Source organism: Blautia sp. Sow4_E7 (assembly GCF_052116245.1).
In the GTDB taxonomy this organism is placed as follows: domain Bacteria; phylum Bacillota; class Clostridia; order Lachnospirales; family Lachnospiraceae; genus Blautia_A.
Genome location: NZ_JBQKLL010000028.1, coordinates 1 through 18303, shown reverse-complemented (window position 1 = coordinate 18303; position 18303 = coordinate 1). Strand labels below are relative to the sequence as shown.

The 18303-nt window shown below is 46.0% G+C and carries 15 protein-coding genes and 1 rRNA gene; all 16 read right to left on the bottom strand.

Annotated elements, in window-relative coordinates; all coding sequences use genetic code 11:
- Positions 1–125: 125 nt before the first annotated feature.
- Entirely contained in the window at positions 126–944 is an 819-nt protein-coding gene (gene yqeB, locus ACTQ50_RS13930) for a selenium-dependent molybdenum cofactor biosynthesis protein YqeB (protein WP_441484691.1), read from the bottom strand.
- Positions 945–1330: 386 nt separating this feature from the next.
- The gene (xdhC, locus tag ACTQ50_RS13925) at positions 1331–1822 is read right to left on the bottom strand and encodes a xanthine dehydrogenase subunit XdhC (RefSeq protein WP_441484690.1); all 492 of its coding nucleotides are present in this window, start codon (positions 1820–1822) and stop codon (positions 1331–1333) included.
- Positions 1819–2850: a xanthine dehydrogenase subunit XdhB gene (gene xdhB / locus ACTQ50_RS13920; RefSeq protein ID WP_441484689.1), complete on the bottom strand. Its 1032-nt coding sequence runs from the start codon at positions 2848–2850 to the stop codon at positions 1819–1821. Before xdhB ends, xdhC begins: the two co-directional genes overlap by 4 nt.
- Positions 2851–2867: 17 nt before the next feature.
- Positions 2868–5141: a xanthine dehydrogenase subunit XdhA gene (gene xdhA, locus ACTQ50_RS13915; protein WP_441484688.1), complete on the bottom strand. Its 2274-nt coding sequence runs from the start codon at positions 5139–5141 to the stop codon at positions 2868–2870.
- Positions 5142–5304: 163 nt separating this feature from the next.
- A complete protein-coding gene (locus ACTQ50_RS13910) occupies positions 5305–5796 on the bottom strand; it encodes a 4Fe-4S binding protein (RefSeq protein ID WP_441484687.1) in 492 nt (163 codons plus the stop codon).
- Between the two features lie 3 nt (positions 5797–5799).
- On the bottom strand, positions 5800–8382 hold the full coding sequence (gene xdh, locus ACTQ50_RS13905) for a selenium-dependent xanthine dehydrogenase (protein WP_441484686.1): 2583 nt from the start codon (positions 8380–8382) through the stop codon (positions 5800–5802).
- Positions 8383–8508: 126 nt separating this feature from the next.
- Positions 8509–11508 carry a putative selenate reductase subunit YgfK gene (gene ygfK, locus ACTQ50_RS13900; RefSeq protein WP_441484685.1) on the bottom strand — a complete coding sequence of 1000 codons (3000 nt, stop codon included), beginning with the start codon at positions 11506–11508 and terminating at the stop codon, positions 8509–8511.
- Positions 11509–11510: 2 nt separating this feature from the next.
- Entirely contained in the window at positions 11511–12848 is a 1338-nt protein-coding gene (gene ssnA, locus ACTQ50_RS13895) for a putative aminohydrolase SsnA (protein WP_441484684.1), read from the bottom strand.
- Positions 12849–13141: 293 nt separating this feature from the next.
- Positions 13142–13735: a histidine phosphatase family protein gene (locus ACTQ50_RS13890; RefSeq protein WP_441484683.1), complete on the bottom strand. Its 594-nt coding sequence runs from the start codon at positions 13733–13735 to the stop codon at positions 13142–13144.
- Positions 13728–14108, bottom strand: a complete 381-nt coding sequence (locus tag ACTQ50_RS13885) for a bifunctional adenosylcobinamide kinase/adenosylcobinamide-phosphate guanylyltransferase (RefSeq protein WP_441484682.1) — start codon at positions 14106–14108, stop codon at positions 13728–13730. The genes ACTQ50_RS13890 and ACTQ50_RS13885 overlap by 8 nt, the downstream gene beginning before the upstream one ends.
- A gap of 31 nt (positions 14109–14139) precedes the next feature.
- Positions 14140–14904 (bottom strand): adenosylcobinamide-GDP ribazoletransferase, encoded by a 765-nt coding sequence (gene cobS / locus ACTQ50_RS13880; RefSeq protein WP_441484710.1) that lies wholly within the window; start codon positions 14902–14904, stop codon positions 14140–14142.
- Complete coding sequence (locus ACTQ50_RS13875) at positions 14885–15433, bottom strand: bifunctional adenosylcobinamide kinase/adenosylcobinamide-phosphate guanylyltransferase (protein ID WP_441484681.1); 549 nt, start codon at positions 15431–15433, stop codon at positions 14885–14887. The genes cobS and ACTQ50_RS13875 overlap by 20 nt, the downstream gene beginning before the upstream one ends.
- 1 nt (position 15434) lies before the next feature.
- Positions 15435–16487, bottom strand: a complete 1053-nt coding sequence (gene cobT / locus ACTQ50_RS13870) for a nicotinate-nucleotide--dimethylbenzimidazole phosphoribosyltransferase (protein WP_441484680.1) — start codon at positions 16485–16487, stop codon at positions 15435–15437.
- The gene (locus tag ACTQ50_RS13865) at positions 16484–16900 is read right to left on the bottom strand and encodes a GtrA family protein (protein ID WP_441484679.1); all 417 of its coding nucleotides are present in this window, start codon (positions 16898–16900) and stop codon (positions 16484–16486) included. The genes cobT and ACTQ50_RS13865 overlap by 4 nt, the downstream gene beginning before the upstream one ends.
- On the bottom strand, positions 16884–17846 hold the full coding sequence (locus ACTQ50_RS13860; RefSeq protein ID WP_441484678.1) for a glycosyltransferase family 2 protein: 963 nt from the start codon (positions 17844–17846) through the stop codon (positions 16884–16886). The genes ACTQ50_RS13865 and ACTQ50_RS13860 overlap by 17 nt, the downstream gene beginning before the upstream one ends.
- A 286-nt stretch (positions 17847–18132) precedes the next feature.
- Positions 18133–18303: ribosomal RNA gene (locus tag ACTQ50_RS13855) — 23S ribosomal RNA — on the bottom strand; the annotation flags it as partial.

Here is an 18303-nt window from a genome sequence, read left to right as displayed (position 1 = left end):
TCAAATCCAGGTTAATTTCATAACATTTCCAAACAAAAATATGCTAATAACACAACGAGACAGTTGTCAAGGTCTCATGCAAGCATAGGCTCTAGAGCGTTGCTCTCGAAACTTTGACTGGCTGCTTATTTTTCTGGCAGCACACCTTCGCTTAACAAAATCTCCACCACACTTCCGGCAATGCATCTGGCTTTGTCCGAAATGGTAAAGCAGTTCTTTTTCTCCTCTTTTCTGGGGTCGATATCGGCAATTTTCATTCCCAGGGGAACATTGTAGCCTTCCTTTATAATCCCCCTTAATACGCCTGTTATAGAGGCTTCTACAGGGGTTTCTCCCACATAGGCAAGGATCTGTCCCTTCTCTACAAGATCGGCGATATGGGCGATATTATGGATCCTGCCAGCACCTGGAGAGTGGATCACACGTTCTTTGCTGACGCCGCCTACCATTCCAGGGACACCGGTGTTCGGTATGGCCGGTCCTTTGGTAATAATTCTGGCAAGATCGTGGCCTCGCATAGTTTCTACAACGTAATCCACATCTTCACCAGCAGAGAAACCAGGTCCCAAACCAATGGTAAGAGGAGCCATATCTCTTGACGTCCCCAGGTTTCGTTTCGCAAGGATTGCATCCACAAGTGCAGATACCCTTCCCTTGACAGAAAGTTCAGCAATACATTTGCCTGTCGGATCAACCATAAGTGGAAGTTCTCCTGCCTGCCAGATTTTCTCACTTTCTTCCAAAGAATCCGCTCTTCGACAAAGAACACCTTCTACAACTGCTGTTCCATCATATACAGCTTCGCAAAAAGCAACCTTTCTTCGGATTGCGCTTGGTTTCTCACATTCTAAGATCAATACACGATAACCGCAGCGATGCAGTCTGTGGATCACGCCACTCGCCAGGTCTCCGCCTCCGCGGACTATTACACATTTGTCACTCATACTTTTTTCCTGTCCATTTTCAATATTTTAGAAAAGGCGGGGAAGTCCCCGCCTTCTGGCATTTCATTTCATAACAATATTATCACAAATCAAGTAATTCATTATTTAGAATAGCAAAGTTCATAACAATATCGTTTTACAATTAATATTATAACACGTTTTTCACTTACAGCATAGCATAAAACAGCAAGATTTTGAGAATTGCAGTAACTTACGTTAATGTTCACAGGTAATGTTCCGCGAGGTGTTTTTTGTGAGCAAAACTCACAGAAAACCCGAGAATTAAGTTTGCGTAGCAAACGCTACTTCTTGTGCTTGTCACAAGAAGGTTCGTGTTTCTGTGCAGCGCGAAGCGGTTACTGGTCACGGAGTAAACAGTAACCAACTCACTCATCCCCAGCCGCCATATTCTCCTTATTCACCTTCTCCACCGCATTCACAATATTCTCATACCCTGTACAGCGGCAAAGGTTTCCTGCCATATGCTTGCGGATCGCGTCTCTTGTAAGCTTCTCGCCCCGCTCCAGAAGCACTGTAGCAGACATGACAAAGCCTGGTGTGCAGAAGCCGCACTGGATGGCGCCCTCTTCAATAAAAGCTTCCTGGATCCTGGTAAGCTCTCCATTTTTCTCAAGCCCTTCCAGGGTGCGGATATTTTTGCCCTCCGCCCACACTGCCAGATAAATACAGGAATCGATGGTCTCGCCGTCAATAATCACGGTGCAGGCTCCACATTCGCCTACTTCGCAGCCTTTTTTCACAGAGGTAAGCCCAAGGCGGTTGCGCAGCATGTCAAGAAGGGATTCTCTCACGTCCACGTACTCGGCTACCTCTTTTCCATTTACGGTACACTGTACCAGCCGCATATCTTTTTTCATGACTGCTCACCTCCTGTTACATTCTCAGTGCCAGATGGCGGCTGAATTTCTCCATTTTCTCCGGTTAAATTCAAATCTCCATCTGAACTGAAATTTCCACTTGCACTTGTATTTTCGCCTGAAGTTGCCCGAATATCGGACACTACTACTCCCGTCACCATTCCCCTTCGGACACTCTCCTTCAGCGCCCTCTTCGCAATCTCTCCGCCGATCTGCAAACGGAACGCCTTGGAAGCACGCCAGGAATCTCTAGGATTAATCTCTTCCCTTACCAGTTCTTCCACCTTCTGGTACAGCACATCGCCAATCTCCATACCTTTCAGTGCCTCTTCCGTCTTCACACACCGATAAGGTACAGGAGCCGCCACGCCAAAGGTAATCCTTACATCTTCCAGAACTTTCTTCAAGGGATCAATTTTGCTCACAACACTGCAGCTCAAAGTGGCAATATCCATAGCATTTCGCATGGAATACTTAATATAAAATCCATGATACCCCTGATACTCTTTTCCCGGGATCACAATATGCGTAAGTACGTCCCCCTGATGCAGATCTACCTTGCCAGGTCCCAGGTAAAAGTCCTTAATGGGAACCATCCGTCCGCCAGTTCCATCTGCGATCCGAAACATGGCATTCAGGGAAAACAATGTCGGCGCACTGTCTGCGCTGACTGCACCATTGCATACGTTTCCGCCAATGGTACCAATATTGCGCACCTGCGGTCCACCAACCTGGTCTACCGCTTCCCCCAGAACCGGGATCAGCTTCTGGATCACCGGATCACCAGTCACATGGGAAAAGGTAGTTCCAGCGCCAATATAAATATCACCGGACTCCATCAGCTGGACTCCCTTAATCTCCTTAATATCACGGATACTCACCAAAGATGTGCCTGCCATTTTGCCCTCACGGATCTTGATCAGCACATCACTGCCACCGGAGATCACCCTTGCATCCGGATGCTCCTTCAAAAGAGTCACCGCTTCCTTAATGGTCCCTGCATTGTAATAATTTTCAATATCGTACATTCCTCATGCCCCCTTTCTCAGATCAGTCCGGCTTTTGTAAACCCGTCTATCAGTCTTTGTGGTGTCAGAGGAATCTCGGAAAAACCGATGCCAGTTGCATGAAGCACCGCATTTCGGATAGCCGGTGCCCCAGGAATTGCCGGAGGCTCGCCAAGAGCTTTGTTTCCATATGGACCCATAGGATCGTTCAATTCCACAAACTCAGCGGTCAGATTCGGTGTATCCATCATTGTCATCATTTTATAATCCAGCAAAGTCCCATTTAATGGTCTTCCAGTTTTCTCATCAATAAGAAGCTGCTCAGAAAGTCCATATCCCATTCCCATGAACATACCGCCATGAACCTGCATCGCTGCAAGCTGTGGATTCAAAAGAGTTCCACTGTCATGAACATTCACAATATCCAGAACCTTGATCTTGCCAAGCTTCAGATCCACTTCCACTTCCGCAAAACAGCAGCCGCTGGCAACCGTATTCTTCTTCACCTGTCTGGAAACCTCTGCTGTGAGAACAGAAGAATTGCTCAGACTGTAATAGCTCTCCATAGCCAGATCCTCAAGGGAAATCGCAGGCTTGCCATCAGCCAGAACATAACCATCCTCCAGTTCCAGCCTGTCCACATTGCCCGGGACCAGAGTTCTGGCATATTCCAGGATCTTCTGCTTCAGCTGCTGCGCACACTCCTTCACAGCTGTACCAGTGACAAAGGACTGTCTGGAAGCATACGCACCTGTATCAAAAGGCGTCACATCAGTATCCTGCTGGGTTACGATATGTACCCTGGAAATATCCATATGCAGGGTCTCTGCTGCCATCTGGGAAAATACAGTATCAGCGCCCTGTCCAATCTCTGTAGCACCAACCTGCAGCTGTACACTGCCATCCTGGTTCAGGGAAAGTCTGGCACCTGCGATTTCCAGGGAAATCGGCCACACACCAGTCTTATAGGAAAACAGCGCCATTCCCACACCGCGCCGGATATCACCAGTCTGGTTCTGATATGCTTTACGTTTCTCTTCCCAGTGAATATACTCTGCTCCCTTTTCCAGACACTCAAAAATGCCGTTGGTATTGGCTGCGATCGGCTTCAGATAGGCATCCTCATAATAACCATGGATCAGATTTTTCCTACGGAATTCCAGAGGATCCATGCCGATCTCATAAGCAATATCATCCATAAAACTCTCTGTGGCAAAGCAAACCTGAGGAATGCCATAACCTCTCATGGCACCTGCTGTAGGACAGTTGGTATAAACGGTATAGGCTTCTCCACGGATATTCGGACAGGCATACTGAAGCCTGCTGGCTGTCAGACCATTGGCTGCAATGGCATGTCCGTGGGAGGCATAAGCGCCCTGATTGGAATAGGTAGTCATTTCCTTTGCAAGAAGATGTCCCTCTTCGTCCACTCCCGCTTCCATATCGTATTCAATGGAATGACGGGTTCTGGTATTGGTAAAAGTCTCCTCACGTGTAAGCTCGATCTTTACCGGACGGCCTCCCACCTGCATGGTAAGGAATGCATTCAGGGGCTCATAAAGCACCTCCTGCTTATTTCCAAAACCGCCGCCTACATATGGCTTGATCACACGTACCTGGCCCCATGGGATTCCCAGTGCCTGGCCAACAACACGACGTACAATATGGGGGATCTGTGTGGAAGAAACCACCACGATCCTGCCTTTTTCCATATAAGCATAAGAAATATTATTCTCAATGTGACAGTGCTGGACAATCGGAGTCTTATAGCTTCTTTTCAGCTTTACGGCAGCCTTCTCCATTGCATTGTCCACATCCCCGATCGCAAAGCTGGACCTGGCCAGAATATTATCCTTCTTGTCCAGATGAATAGGATGCTCCGTTCCCCGCATGGAAATCTTCGGACTTACCACCACCGGATACTCCTCGTATTCTACTTTGATCAGCTTCAATGCACGGGAAGCTGTCACTTCATCTTCTGCAACAACAGCTGCAATATCATCGCCATAATAACGTACTCGTCCAGTGAGCAGATTGCGGTCTGCCACATCCTGATGAGCAAGTTCCACAGACCAGGGATGTCCTGGTGTGGGATAACAATGATTCGGTACGTCTTTAAAGGTAACTACCTTTACTACGCCGTCCAGAGCCTCTGCTTCGCTGGTATCAATGGATTTTACCACACCGTTTCCGATCTTTGCATGATAAACCCTGGCTACCAGACACTTATTCAGGATCAGGTCATCTGTAAATTTCGCACGTCCTGTCACTTTCTCATAAGCGTCTACTCTTGGAACACTCTTTCCAATCATATGCTTCACCTTCTTTATATTTTTGCATGTATTCTATAAACAATTTAGCTGTTTTACTATATAATACCGAACTTTCTGAAAATTTACAATCTCATTTTGCAAAATAATATTCAAATTCGGGCAAATAATTTGCAAAAGAAGTCAAACTGATTTCTAAAATGCTTTAAGCTTTCGCTGTATAAATCCCCCGCAGATCATAAATCGCATGTCTCGGGCATTTCACCGCGCACATACCGCAGCTCAGGCAGACAGACTCTTCGATCACTGCACAATTCTCCATAACCCGGATTGCCCCTGCCGTACAGGTTTTCTCACAGATTCCACAGCCGATACAGCTGACCTCACACTGTTTCTTCGCCTCTGCACCTTTGCTCTTGTTGGAGCATTTTACCACGATCCAGTTGGCACACTCGTGAACATGAATGATCTTCTGGGGACATACCTTCCCACAGGCCCCACAGCCCATACATTTCTCTTCGTCCACTTCTGCCACTCCATACTGATTCAGGGAAATAGCGCCGAATTTACATTTCTCTACACAGGCTCCGCAGCCAATACATCCGTCTTTGCATCCATCGTCACCCGCTGTGGCCCTGCACCCCCCATTACATGCCACAACAGCTGACCGGTACGGAAATTTCTTCTTTACTGCCATCTCTCATCCCTTCCTTTCATATGGTGTTCCAGTAAGAGGAAGGCTGTAACGCCTTACACCATCTCTTCGGAAATAGGCATCTGCTATTGCTGGTGCAGTAGGAATAGAGGTAATCTCTCCAATACCAATAGCACCACAGGCAACCTTAAGACCAGGCTTGTCAATGACAATGGCATCAATCTTCGGAATCTCGTGAGCGCGGAAAAGGCCTAAAGAACCGTATTTGGAAATCGGTTTACAGTTCTCATCAATTGGGTATTTTTCCCGCAGTGCAAATCCCATGGACATTACCACACCACCCTCGATCTGACCTTCACAGGACAAAGGATTTACTGCTTTTCCCACATCATGGGCAGCCACCATCTCCTCGATCCTTCCAGTTTTGGAATCCAGGATACAAACCTGGGTAGCATAACCATAAGCTACATGGGAAACCGGATTTGGTACATTGGCACCAAGAGGATCTGTCTTGGCAAGATACTCTGCATAGTAAACCTTACCGATCATATCTTCTACCGTTAATCCTGCTTTTTTATCCTCCATCAGTTTCTCACAGGCTCTTCTGCAGGCTTCTCCTGTAATAAGTGTCTGTCTGGAACCAGATGTGGTTCCGGAATCCGGAGAAATCCAGGTATTGCTGCGTTCGTAAACGATGTCCTCTCTTTTTACATCTGTATTGCTCACGATCATCTGCGTCAGCACAGTGCCAAGTCCCTGTCCAATGCAGGAAGCCCCTGAATAAATATGAAGCTTCCTATCCTCTTCATAAATCAGTTTCACACGGCCAGTATCCGGAATTCCAACACCCACGCCTGCATTCTTCATAGCACAGCCAATTCCTACCGCTTTTCCCTCTGCCAAAGCAGCATCATATTTTGGCTTTACTGCCTCTAAGGTCTCCACAAGACCGGTGGAATCGTCTACGATCTGACCATTTGGAAGTGTCTCCCAGGGACGAATAGCGTTGCGGTAACGGATCTCCCAGGGCGTGATCCCCACCTTATCTGCCATCATATTCAGAAGTGTCTCCGTGGCGAAACAGGTCTGGGTAACTCCAAATCCGCGGAATGCTCCTGCCGGTGGATTATTGGTATAATAAGCAGTTCCCTCAATCTCAAAATTTTCGTAATGATAGGGACCTGCTGCGTGCGTACATGCACGCTCCAGAACCGGACCCCCAAGAGATGCAAATGCACCTGTATCCGAGGCAACCTTTGCCTTTACGCCCATGATATTTCCATTCTCATCACAGCCCATGGTCATGTCCATATAAAATGGATGCCGCTTAGGATGGACAAGCAGGGACTCTGCTCTTGTAAGCTTCATCTTAACCGGTTTCTTCGTCACATAAGTAAGAAGTGCGCTTAAATGCTGCACCGTCATATCTTCCTTGCCGCCGAATCCACCGCCTACCAGGGCATTCTGCACCTTTACTTTGTCTGTACCAAGGACTAAGCTGCATTCGTGCAGCGTCTGGTGTGCTGACTGGTCTGTGGAATATACAAAAACATCTCCGTCCTCATCATAGAAAGACACCGCACATTCCGGTTCCAGGAACGCATGCTCGGTCCACGGTGTCTCAAAATGATGGGAGATCACATATTTTGACTTCTCGATAGCCTCTGTGGCATTTCCCCGGCTGATATGTTTGTATGCGCAGATATTATTCTCTTCTTCATCAAATACCTTTGGCGCATCTTGTGCTGCTGCCTCTTCAATGGTATGAACGTGAGGAAGCACTTCATACTCAACCTTGATCAGCTTTACTGCCTTATCCGCGGTCTCTTTGTCCTTAGCCGCTACAAGTGCAATGGCATCTCCCAGATAATGGGTAAGGCCGCCTACCGGGATCAGGGTATACTGATCATGTTTCAGATGCCCGATCTTATTCTCCCCAGGAATGTCCTCAGCGGTAACAACCGCTTCAACCCCGGGAAGTGCCAGAGCCTTGGACTTATCAATGGAAAGCACTCTGGCCCTTGGATATTTGCTTCGTAAAGCGGAGCCATACAGCATGCCCTCCAGGTAAAAATCGTCTGGATATTTGCCAGTGCCAAGAACCTTTTCCCCCACATCGATTCTTGCCACACGGGATCCAATATGCCAGTCGTTATTCATTTCTTCCGGAAGTGCACCCTCCTGCATGACTTTGGCCGCAATCCGTACTGCATCTATAATTTTTACATACCCGGTGCAGCGGCAATAATTGTTGCGCAGGGCATATTTGATTTCCTCGTCAGTAGGCTCTTTATTCACGTCCAGAAGAGCCTTGGTGCACATTACCATGCCGGGAATGCAGAAGCCGCACTGTACGGCACCGGCTTTTCCGTAGGCATAGGTATATACCTTTTCTTCCCAATCGGTCAGTCCCTCTACTGTAATGATATTTCTGCCATCCAGCAGATCTGTATCTGGCACACAGGCCTTACAGGTTCTGCCATCGATGATCACGGTACAGGCTCCGCAGGCACCCTCACTACAGCCATCTTTTACAGAAGTCAGATGTAACTCATCACGGAGAAATCTGAGCAGCTTCTGATTTTTTTTCGCCTCTACCTGCTGGCCATTGACTGTAAATACTGCCATGTTGGACTCTCCTTTCTACTACACCTATGAAAGTCTGTTCTAGTTTACAATACATCCATGACTTTCACTATAATAGATACTGTCCACAGCCCCTTCTAAAAGCTGTGGACAGCACTTTCTATCATCTTATTTTATTATTAAATATCCATAATTATCGATGACTGCGCAGATCAGCTTCTTCAAACCGTCATACAGTTTATCTGCAGGATCATCTGCCTTGCAGTCTGTGATCTGGCCTACAAATCGAACCTTACAGGTCTTGTTCTCTTTATCCAGAACCACAAATCCATCATTTTTACTGTCTGCCATGTCTTTCTCATTCGCAAACAGAGTGAATTTATCCTTGTATGGTGCGCTTGCATATGGGCAGAAGCTCTTGCAGTTTCCACACTCGTTGCACATGTAATCTACATGGATCACCTGGTTCATAGCCATTCCAGGAACCTTGATAGAAATATTTGCGCGGTTCGGGCAGACATCCACACAGTTCTCACAGACCTTGTTACAGGTGAGACATCTCTCTTCCTCGGCCTTCGCTTCCTTGCTGTGTTTCAGAATACCTTTCTTTGCAAAGCAGTCTGCCTCTTCTCCTGCTACAGCAGCATCCTTTGTGATCTCTTTGCCAAGAATATCCTTTACTGCCAGCTGTGCGTCGCGGATTCCCTCTACAATGGTAGCCGCACCTTTTGCGCCATCACCAGCGACATAGACACCGCTTACACTGGTTTCAAGAGTCTTATCATTGACTTTCGCTTTTCCTCTTTCGTCTACTGCGATCTGGTTTGCGGTATAGAAATCAGTATCGATCTTCTCTCCAACGGCTACGATCACGGTGTCAGCCGGAACCTCTGTTACATCGGCTGTCTCAGTCACGCTTGCACGTCCGGAAGCGTCCATCTGGCCAAGCTCCATCTTCTTACAGATCAGTCGGCCGCCCTCAAGGCTTACCGGGGAAAGAAGTTCTTTGAACTCAACGCCTTCCTCCAGAACTTCCAGAAGCTCATCCTCTGCTGCCGGCATGTAACGTTTGGTTCTTCTGTATACAAGATAAACTTGCTCTACACCTTCTGTGCGCTTTGCAGCTCTTGCAGTATCCATAGCAGTATTTCCGCCGCCAATTACCACTACATTTTTACCGATATCCAGCTTACCATCCTTTGCCTTGAAATCACGAAGGAATTTCAGGGCGTTAACGGTCTCACCTTTTTCCAGTTTCAAGGTACCAGGCTTGCCAGCTCCGATCGCCAGGATCACAGCATCATAGCCCTGTGCTTTCAGTTCTGCTACAGAAGTGATTTCTGTGTTGGTACGGATCTCTACACCCATCTTCTGGATGAAGGAGATGTCTTTGTCAATGGCATCATTTCCAATACGGAAGCCTGGGATCACGTAACGGATCACACCGCCGGCTTTCTCTTCTTTTTCAAAAATAGTAACTGCTGTGCCTTCTCTTGCAAGGAAATAAGCAGCTGCAATACCAGCAGGACCACCGCCTACTACTGCAACCTTCTTGCCGTTTGGCTCACCAGCCTTAATCTCACCGATCAGCTGCTCATAGCCATGTTCTGCTGCTGTCAGCTTGGTACCACGGATATTTACAGATTCCTCGTAGAAATTACGGGTACATTTTGTCATACAGTTGTGTGCACATAAGGTACCTGTAATAAATGGCAGGGCATTCTTCTCCAGGATCACTTCAAGTGCTTCTTTATACCTGCCCTCACCAGTCAACGCTACATACTGTGGAATATCCTGGTGGATTGGACATCCTTCGGAACATGGTGCATAGAAGCAGTCCAGAAGAGGAACTTCCTTCGTGCTCTTTCTATTGGGGATCGGCTTGATATTCTTCACATGATGGGCATCTGTGATGGCATCTGCTGCCAGCTTCTTCAGCGCATCCACATCAATTCCGTCCCATTTCTTCGGACAGATTCCTTCCACTTTATCTGCCACCTGGGTGAATCTCTGGTAGCCGCCTGTCTTCAAAAGGGTGGTCGCCATGGTTACTGGCCAGATACCACATCCCACGATTTTGTCAATATTGTAATAATCTGCTCCGCCAGAATAGGAAATCCGGAGCTTTCCTGCAAATTCTGCAGAAAGTTTGGCTGCAAGGGAAATGGACAGCGGGAATAAAGCTTTGCCGGACATGTACATTTCTTCACTTGGAAGCTCATTTCTGGTAACGTCAACCGGGAAAGTATTGGTAATTTTCACACCAAACTCCAGGCCCAGCTCTTCGGATAATTTCATCAGACGGGTCAGCATAGGAACTGCATCCTCATACTGCAGATCGTCTCTGAAATGGAAATCACCGAATACCATATAGTCATATCCCATCTCATCCATGGTCTTTCTTGCGAAATCATAGCCAAGAAGAGTAGGGTTGCATTTTACAAAGGTGTTCAGATGCTTCTCTGTAAGAAGGTAATTTGCAATGCTCTCAATCTCCTGCGGAGGACATCCATGCAGTGTGGAGATCGTAGCAGAATTACAGACATTGGACGGGATTGCTTCAATGTCTTCTCTGGTGAAGTTCTGAAACTTGTCGGCATGATCCAGAAGCCATTTCTTACATTCCTGGAAAACAGCGGTGTCCTTCGCTTCCATCATTCCATCAATAAATGTATTGACCTTATCACCCTTAATTCCTGCAAGGTCATATCCTACAGAAATATTAAACTGGAAGCCATCCTGTGCGCCCAGGCCAAACTCCTTAGCCATTACGTGAAGGATAAACCATGCCTTAATGTACTCTCCCATTGCATCCGGAACCGTCAGCTCTGTAGACCACTCACAGTTATATCCCTCATCATCTGCAAGAATACAGGGTTTATTTACACATGCAGAAAGCTCTGCCCCGTCCATCTTCTGAACTGTCTTCAGTTCGAAGAAACGCGCTCCTGCATAGTAGGATGCAATGATATTCTGAGCCAGCTGGGTATGGGGACCGGCTGCCGGTCCCACTGGTGTCTCCAGATTTCTGGTGAAAATGGTCATATCATTCTTCGCATCCGCTGTATATGGACGATGTACCCCAAATACCGTATCCTGCCCCTTTTTCTCCTGAAGGACCCAGTCCATCAGCTGCCCAAAAGGCATACATGTCATAATATCGCTCATACTTATTTTCCTCCGTTAATATCATCTGCCAGTTCCTGTGCAGACTGACGGCAGTCAGCCATAACCTTGTCCACGTCACAAACCAGCACTTCTCTGTCTTTCATAAGGACCTTGCCATTACATACCGTGGTCACTACATCGTGTCCTGTAGTTCCGAACAGAAGATGTCCGTTTACATTGTCTGCTCTCATAGGAGTCAGCGGGTTGTAATCCATTACGATCACATCTGCTGCTGCACCTTCCTTCAGAACGCCCAGCGGTTTCTTAAAGTAGCGGTTGGCAATGATGGCATTGTTCTCAAAGAGCATCTTGGGAACCTCACCCCATGCAGCGTTCGGGTCACAGAGATGATGCTTATGAAGGATATTTGCAACCTTCCAGGATTCCAGCATATCATGGGTATATCCGTCTGTTCCAAGTCCGGTAACGATTCCCTTATGTACCAGCTCCATGGTAGGAGGGCATCCGCAGGCATTTCCCATATTGGATTCCGGATTGTGGACAACCATGGTATCGGTCTCTTTGAGTAGATCCATCTCATGCTCGTTAATATAAATACAGTGTCCAAGAAGTGTCTTTGGTCCAAGGATATTCCAGTCGTAAAGTCTGTCTACAATTCGTTTGCTGTGCTCCTTCAGGCACTGGTGAAGGTCATAAATGCCTTCTGCAACATGGATATGGTAGCCAACACCTTCTGGCTTCAGCTCATTACACAGCTCCATGGTCTCATCGGAAATTGTGAAGGAAGCGTGCATACCCATCATGGCAGCGATCATGTCACTGTCATCCGCCAGTGCGTGTTTGATAAAGTTCACATTCTCCATCACAGATTCTCTGGATTTGTCCATGCCGTCACGGTCGGAAATCTCATAGCAAAGACAAGTACGTACCCCAAGCTCTTTAGCTGCTGATTCAATGGCGTTAAGAGAACCTGTAATATGTCCAAAACTTGCGTGATGGTCGAATACTGTAGTTACACCATTACGGATGCTGTCGATATAGGTAGCCATTGCAGAAAGTCTGGTCTGCTCCAATGTAAGATGACGGTCAATGGTCCACCACTGTCCATCCAGAATATCCAGAAATCCCTTAGGATTGTACCCTTTAATACTCAGTCCTCTGGCAAAAGAGCTGTAGATATGCTCGTGGGTATTGATAAATGCAGGCATGATGACTCCGCCTCTGGCATCTACAAATTCTCCGTCCGGATATGCTTTCTTTACCTCATCTGTAGTCCCCACCATAACTATGGTGTTACCATCCATTGCAACTGCGCCGTTCTCTATAAATGCATTAGATGCGTCCCGTGTGATCATTCTTCCATTACCAATAATAAGCATATGGTATCCTCCTTTACTTAGTGAAATTGTCGAATCAAAAAGCACATTTCAACATTTTTTAGGATATTTTATACAGTTAATGTAACATATTCCCTTACAAATTTCAATAGCAATTCTAAAAATATTTTTGGCTTTCTCAAAATTTTTGTTCAGTTAAACTAACCTATTATACGAATTTTCCCGTTATATGCAAACAAGGCAGCCCGCTGTTGAAGCGAACTGCCTTGCTCTATCTTCTATAAAAAATATTCACCTTTCAATTCCATTGCAATATACACATAAGATGCTGTTTTCTACAATTCCCGGATCATATGTAAAAACTGCCTGCCTTTTTTCCATAATTCAGGATCAATTTCCACTTCATATCCCTTGCCATTCTTCACATGCCAGTCATAAAAGGAACGTTCTTCATCTGCATATTCTTCCATAATGTTCATGATGGTACCGCCATGCACCACCAGAGCCGCAGTAGAAAGCTTTCCCCGGATACAGCCGTTCACGGCTTTCTGAAAGCCCACTACATTTCGTTTCTTAAATTCCTCCCGGCTCTCTCCTTCTGGAAATGGCAGCAGCCCGCCAGAATCGATCCAGGCCTGATAGTGCTCGTTTCCATCCAGTTCCAGATAATTTTTATTTTCGAACTCTCCGAAATCACATTCTGCAAGCTCATCTATAATGTTCAGCTTTTTCCCTGGAAAAAGAATTCTGGCAGTCTGGGTGCAGCGAAGCATTGGACTTGCATATACGGCCTGTACAGCCGGATAATCCAGCTGCTCCAGCCGGCTTTCTTCTTCAGGGCAAAGGGGCTCGTCCGTTCTTTTTCCTATGTATCTTTTTAACTTATTGCCTTCGGTTTCCCCATGGCGGACCAGCAAAAGCTTAAGCATTCTTGATCACCGTCCCAATTCCGCAAACTACACGCGTTACTTTACTGCATTTTGCCGCCAGGCCTGTACAGACTCTTCCCACAGCCTCCCGGTATTTCCGGTCAAAAGCATCCATCGGGACAACACCATATCCCACTTCCTGGCTCACCAGAATAATATCTGGATTTTTCTCAGACAATTCTTCTGCCAGGCCAGCCACATTCCGATCTGCTTTTAATTCCTTTTTGATGTATTCCTGAAAATCCAGAACACCATCTGCTGTCATTAAATCCTCTTTTTCCAGATCAGCTCCATTTTTCCAAGCAACTTCAGGGTGCGTTTTCCTCGCGTAAGCACCTTTTCCCTGAAACGCCCCTCCAATGATCATTTCCATCTGTATCTTTCCCCTTTCTTTTCCCTGCTCTTTAGAACCACACAGATGCTACCGCAAGCACAATCGCCATTGTCACCTCGCAGAGGCAAAGAAAATAGCCTGCCAGGTCGCCTGTGATCCCTCCAAAGTATTTCATGGCTTTGTGATGATAGTAGAGAAAACTAAAGGCAGCTGCAGCAAATGCCAGAACACCAAGTATGGGCTGGATCCACACCATCACCGCCAGGAGGATTCCAAGATAAAGGATCAGCACATTTCTCACGGTCATTTCTTCCGCTTTTCTGGAAAATTCTGCCACAGTTCCATCTTTCCGTGCTTTCGGAAATGTCATAACACTAATTCCGGAAAAGCATCTGGAAACCATAAATCCCAGAGCCATGATCAAAAGTGCCGGTTGATTGGTCCAAAGCTGACTGTAAGCACCATACCAGGCAAGAAAATACACACATGCTGTAATAACCGCAAATGCACCGGCATGGGAATCTTTCAGGATTTCAAGACGCCGTTCCCGCTCCTGCCAGGAGCTTAAAGCATCGGAAGTATCCAGAAGGCCATCCACATGAATGCCTCCTGTCACCAGTACCGGAACCAGCACAAGAACCGCTGATACAAAGGTGGAATGAAATCCGAATTTTTCACCAGCCCAGCCAACCAGATAAGAAAGAGCTCCGATCACCAGACCAATAAATGGAAAAAAACAAAAGGTATATTTCATATTTTCTTTGTTCCAGTCGGCCCTTGGCATGGGAATCTTTGAATACATGGCAAAGGCCACTTTAAAGTTGTTCCACAGCATTTTCAACACCTTTTCCTCCTTTGTGCCAGATGGGGATTCCATATACAACTTCCACCACCTCATCTGCCATTTTTCCAATACTCTGGTTGATTTTCCCCAGATATTCCTGATAACGGACTGTATCCCCTTCATAGGCAGCTGCTTCCGAAAAAATCTCATTGGTAACGATCACCAGATGGCGCACCTGGCTCTTTAGCTTCTTTACGCCTTCCATAATTTCTTCCACAGTATTTTCACCGGCTCCATCTTCTTCGAACATTTCATTGGCTGCAAGATTGGACATACATTCTAAAAGAACTGCCTCATCTTCTGAAAAATCCAGTTTTTTTAATCCTGTATAGCACTCCACTGTCTCAAAACCTTTTCCAGCACGCATGTTTCGATGGCGGGCTACACGTTTATGGCTTTCCTCATCATAAGGGTGCATGGTAGCAATATAAATTCTTTTTCCTGGCCCAAAGGATAAGATCTTATCCTCAGCAAAAGCAGATTTCCCGCTTCCGCTTCCACCGGTCACAACTGTCATCATCTTATTTCAGCTCCTCGTACTGATCTACGTGTATGTCATCAAAGGTACTCAACGTATTGTATAGGGTAGCTCCCATATCAAGGAACGGACAAAGTGCAATGGCTCCAGTTCCTTCTCCCAGGCACATATCTGCATGGAGAACCGCTTCTTTTCCCAATTCATCCAAAACAAGATGGGCTGCTGGTTCTTTAGACACATGACTGGCAATCATATAATTTACAGCTTCTGGGCACAATCTGGCAGCAACAAGTGCTGCAACTCCTGAAATAAATCCATCGATCAGAACCGGGATCTGCAAAGCCGCACCACCCAGATAAACACCTGCCATTCCCGCAATATCAAGGCCGCCAACTTTAGAAAGAACATCCACCGGATCCTCTGGATCTGGCTTATTCAATGCAATGGCCTTTTTGATCGCATCAATCTTACGGGTAAGTCCATCACTGGAAAGTCCGGCTCCCCGGCCTGTCATCGTTTCTACCGGCTGATCCAGAAGCACAGATGCAACAGCACTGCTGGTGGTCGTATTTCCAATTCCCATTTCTCCAGTGGCCAGAAGACGATAGCCCTCTGCTTTTAGCTCCTTCGCCATAGCAATTCCAGCTTCAATGCCCTTCACGGCCTCTTCTCTTGTCATAGCCGGACCTTTTGTCATATTGCGGGTTCCGTACATTACCTTCAGGTCTGTACGGGCTGTGGTATCTCTTACCATTCCTACATCTACTGGCTTTACAGCCACACCGCACTGGTGGCACATTACACATGCAGTGGTAGTTTCTTTCACAAAGTTATCCGCCACAATAGCCGTAACTTCCTGTCCAGTCTGGGTAACCCCTTCTTCTACCACTCCATTGTCGGCACACATGGCAACCAACGCCTTTTTGCTGATGTCTACTTTTACCTCACCTGTGATTCCCACAACCTGTGTGATCAGATCTTCCATTTTTCCAAGGGAATGAAGAGGTTTGGCAATACTATCCCAGCGCTTTCTGGCTGTTTCCATCTTCTCCTCATCCAGAGGCTTTATGCTTTTTCGTGTCTCTTCTAACGTCATGATTTCCTCCCACTGGTAAATACCAGGAATTTGCTAAATATGTAGTTCAGAGCAAGAACAACAAACTGGGTAACGAATTTTCCCACCATATCATTCATATGCATGATTTCTGCAAAGAACCATACTCCGCCAACTTCAATCACCATAGTCACCAGTCTGGCGCCTATAAATTTACAAAAAGGCTGAATATGATCTTTGAGGGTTTCACATTTATCCTGAAAAACAAATTTGGAATTTACCACATATGCAAAAAGGATTGCTAAAATAATAGAAATTACATTTGCAATGTCTCTTTGCACTCCAATCTGACGCAAAATAAAAAAGCTTACCAGATTCACAAGTGTCGTGCATCCGCCAAAAAAAACATACCGGACAACATCACTGGCATACAATTTTTTAATGAGCGCTGTCATGATTTACCTCCTGATACACATCCTTCTTTCCGCGCACAATCTGGGAAATAATGTAACGTGGACGCCGCTTTACTTCTTCGTATATTTTCGCAATGTAGTAACCAATAATTCCAAGACTGAGCATAATTGCACTTCCAATCAGAAGAAGCACGATCAATGTAGTAGTGTAACCTTCCACTGCCTGTCCTGCAAAAAACTGAACCAACGAATAAATAATCAAAATCAGGGAACATCCAAAACAGCATCCGCCTACAATTGTGACAAACTGTAATGGCACAGTGGTAAATGCCACAATATTGGTAAATGCATACTTCACCAGAGACCAGGTTGACCATTTGGACTGTCCCGCTTCTCTGTCATGTACTTCGAATTCTACATAAGTCGTTTTATAACCTACCCAGGATGAGGTTGCCCGGAAAAACATATTTCTCTCCGGCATAGAAAGTATACTGTTTACAGCTTTTCGATCCATCATCTTAAAATCAGAGGCATTCTGCATATTTACACCGGTTGCCTTTGACATGATACCGTAGAAAAAGCCTGCACTTTCCTTATGGAGTAAGCTTTCTGTTCCTCTTGATTTCTTAACCCCTTCGATCACTTCCCATCCCTGTTCCCAGAGACGATACATTGGAATCAGGGTTTCCGGTGGGTGCTGTAAATCACAATCCATGACGGCAACTACATCCCCGGTTGCCTGTGCAAGTCCTGCATATACGGCTGCTTCTTTTCCAAAATTTCTGGAAAAATGAACGCCAAGGACGTTCACATCCTTTTCGCCAGCTTTGGTAATTTCATCCCAGGTTTTATCCTTTGAACCATCGTCGACAACCACCAATTCATAGGAAATACCTGCTTCTGATAAAACCTCATGAAGTACCCGACAGGTTTTCCCTACCATCAATTCTTCATTATAGGCTGGCAGAACTACTGATAATCTGCTCATTTTTCATCCTCTTCCCTGCTATCATGCAACATTTTTGTATTACTGCTGCATAGGCAGTTTCTTATTATTTCTCATTTTCAATGTTCCCATTATATTACAAATCTATTTTCCAGGCAACCTAAATTGCTATTCTTCAAACATTCTTAAGAGCTTTTTAAGATTTTCAGGTTTATATAATTTAGGCAATAAAAAAACGATAACCAAATGGCTACCGTCTCATTTATTGTACCTTCAAAACTACATACATGTTACATCCTAATGGAATCATTCTTCAACCTTGCGATTGTTGGTCAAGCCCTCACCCTATTAGTAACAGTCAGCTCCATGTGTTACCACACTTCCACCCCTGCCCTATCTACCTCGTCGTCTTCAAGGGGGTTTACTTCTTTCGAATGGGACATCTCATCTTGAGGGGGGCTTCACGCTTAGATGCCTTCAGCGTTTATCCCTTCCGGAC

Coding starts and splice junctions, on each gene's coding strand:
- yqeB (WP_441484691.1), bottom strand. CDS start 944: ATGAGTGACAAATGTGTAATAGTCCGCGGAGGCGGAGACCTGGCGAGT.
- xdhC (WP_441484690.1), bottom strand. CDS start 1,822: ATGAAAAAAGATATGCGGCTGGTACAGTGTACCGTAAATGGAAAAGAG.
- xdhB (WP_441484689.1), bottom strand. CDS start 2,850: ATGTACGATATTGAAAATTATTACAATGCAGGGACCATTAAGGAAGCG.
- xdhA (WP_441484688.1), bottom strand. CDS start 5,141: ATGATTGGAAAGAGTGTTCCAAGAGTAGACGCTTATGAGAAAGTGACA.
- ACTQ50_RS13910 (WP_441484687.1), bottom strand. CDS start 5,796: ATGGCAGTAAAGAAGAAATTTCCGTACCGGTCAGCTGTTGTGGCATGT.
- xdh (WP_441484686.1), bottom strand. CDS start 8,382: ATGGCAGTATTTACAGTCAATGGCCAGCAGGTAGAGGCGAAAAAAAAT.
- ygfK (WP_441484685.1), bottom strand. CDS start 11,508: ATGAGCGATATTATGACATGTATGCCTTTTGGGCAGCTGATGGACTGG.
- ssnA (WP_441484684.1), bottom strand. CDS start 12,848: ATGCTTATTATTGGTAATGGAAGAATGATCACACGGGACGCATCTAAT.
- ACTQ50_RS13890 (WP_441484683.1), bottom strand. CDS start 13,735: ATGCTTAAGCTTTTGCTGGTCCGCCATGGGGAAACCGAAGGCAATAAG.
- ACTQ50_RS13885 (WP_441484682.1), bottom strand. CDS start 14,108: ATGGAAATGATCATTGGAGGGGCGTTTCAGGGAAAAGGTGCTTACGCG.
- cobS (WP_441484710.1), bottom strand. CDS start 14,904: ATGCTGTGGAACAACTTTAAAGTGGCCTTTGCCATGTATTCAAAGATT.
- ACTQ50_RS13875 (WP_441484681.1), bottom strand. CDS start 15,433: ATGATGACAGTTGTGACCGGTGGAAGCGGAAGCGGGAAATCTGCTTTT.
- cobT (WP_441484680.1), bottom strand. CDS start 16,487: ATGACGTTAGAAGAGACACGAAAAAGCATAAAGCCTCTGGATGAGGAG.
- ACTQ50_RS13865 (WP_441484679.1), bottom strand. CDS start 16,900: ATGACAGCGCTCATTAAAAAATTGTATGCCAGTGATGTTGTCCGGTAT.
- ACTQ50_RS13860 (WP_441484678.1), bottom strand. CDS start 17,846: ATGAGCAGATTATCAGTAGTTCTGCCAGCCTATAATGAAGAATTGATG.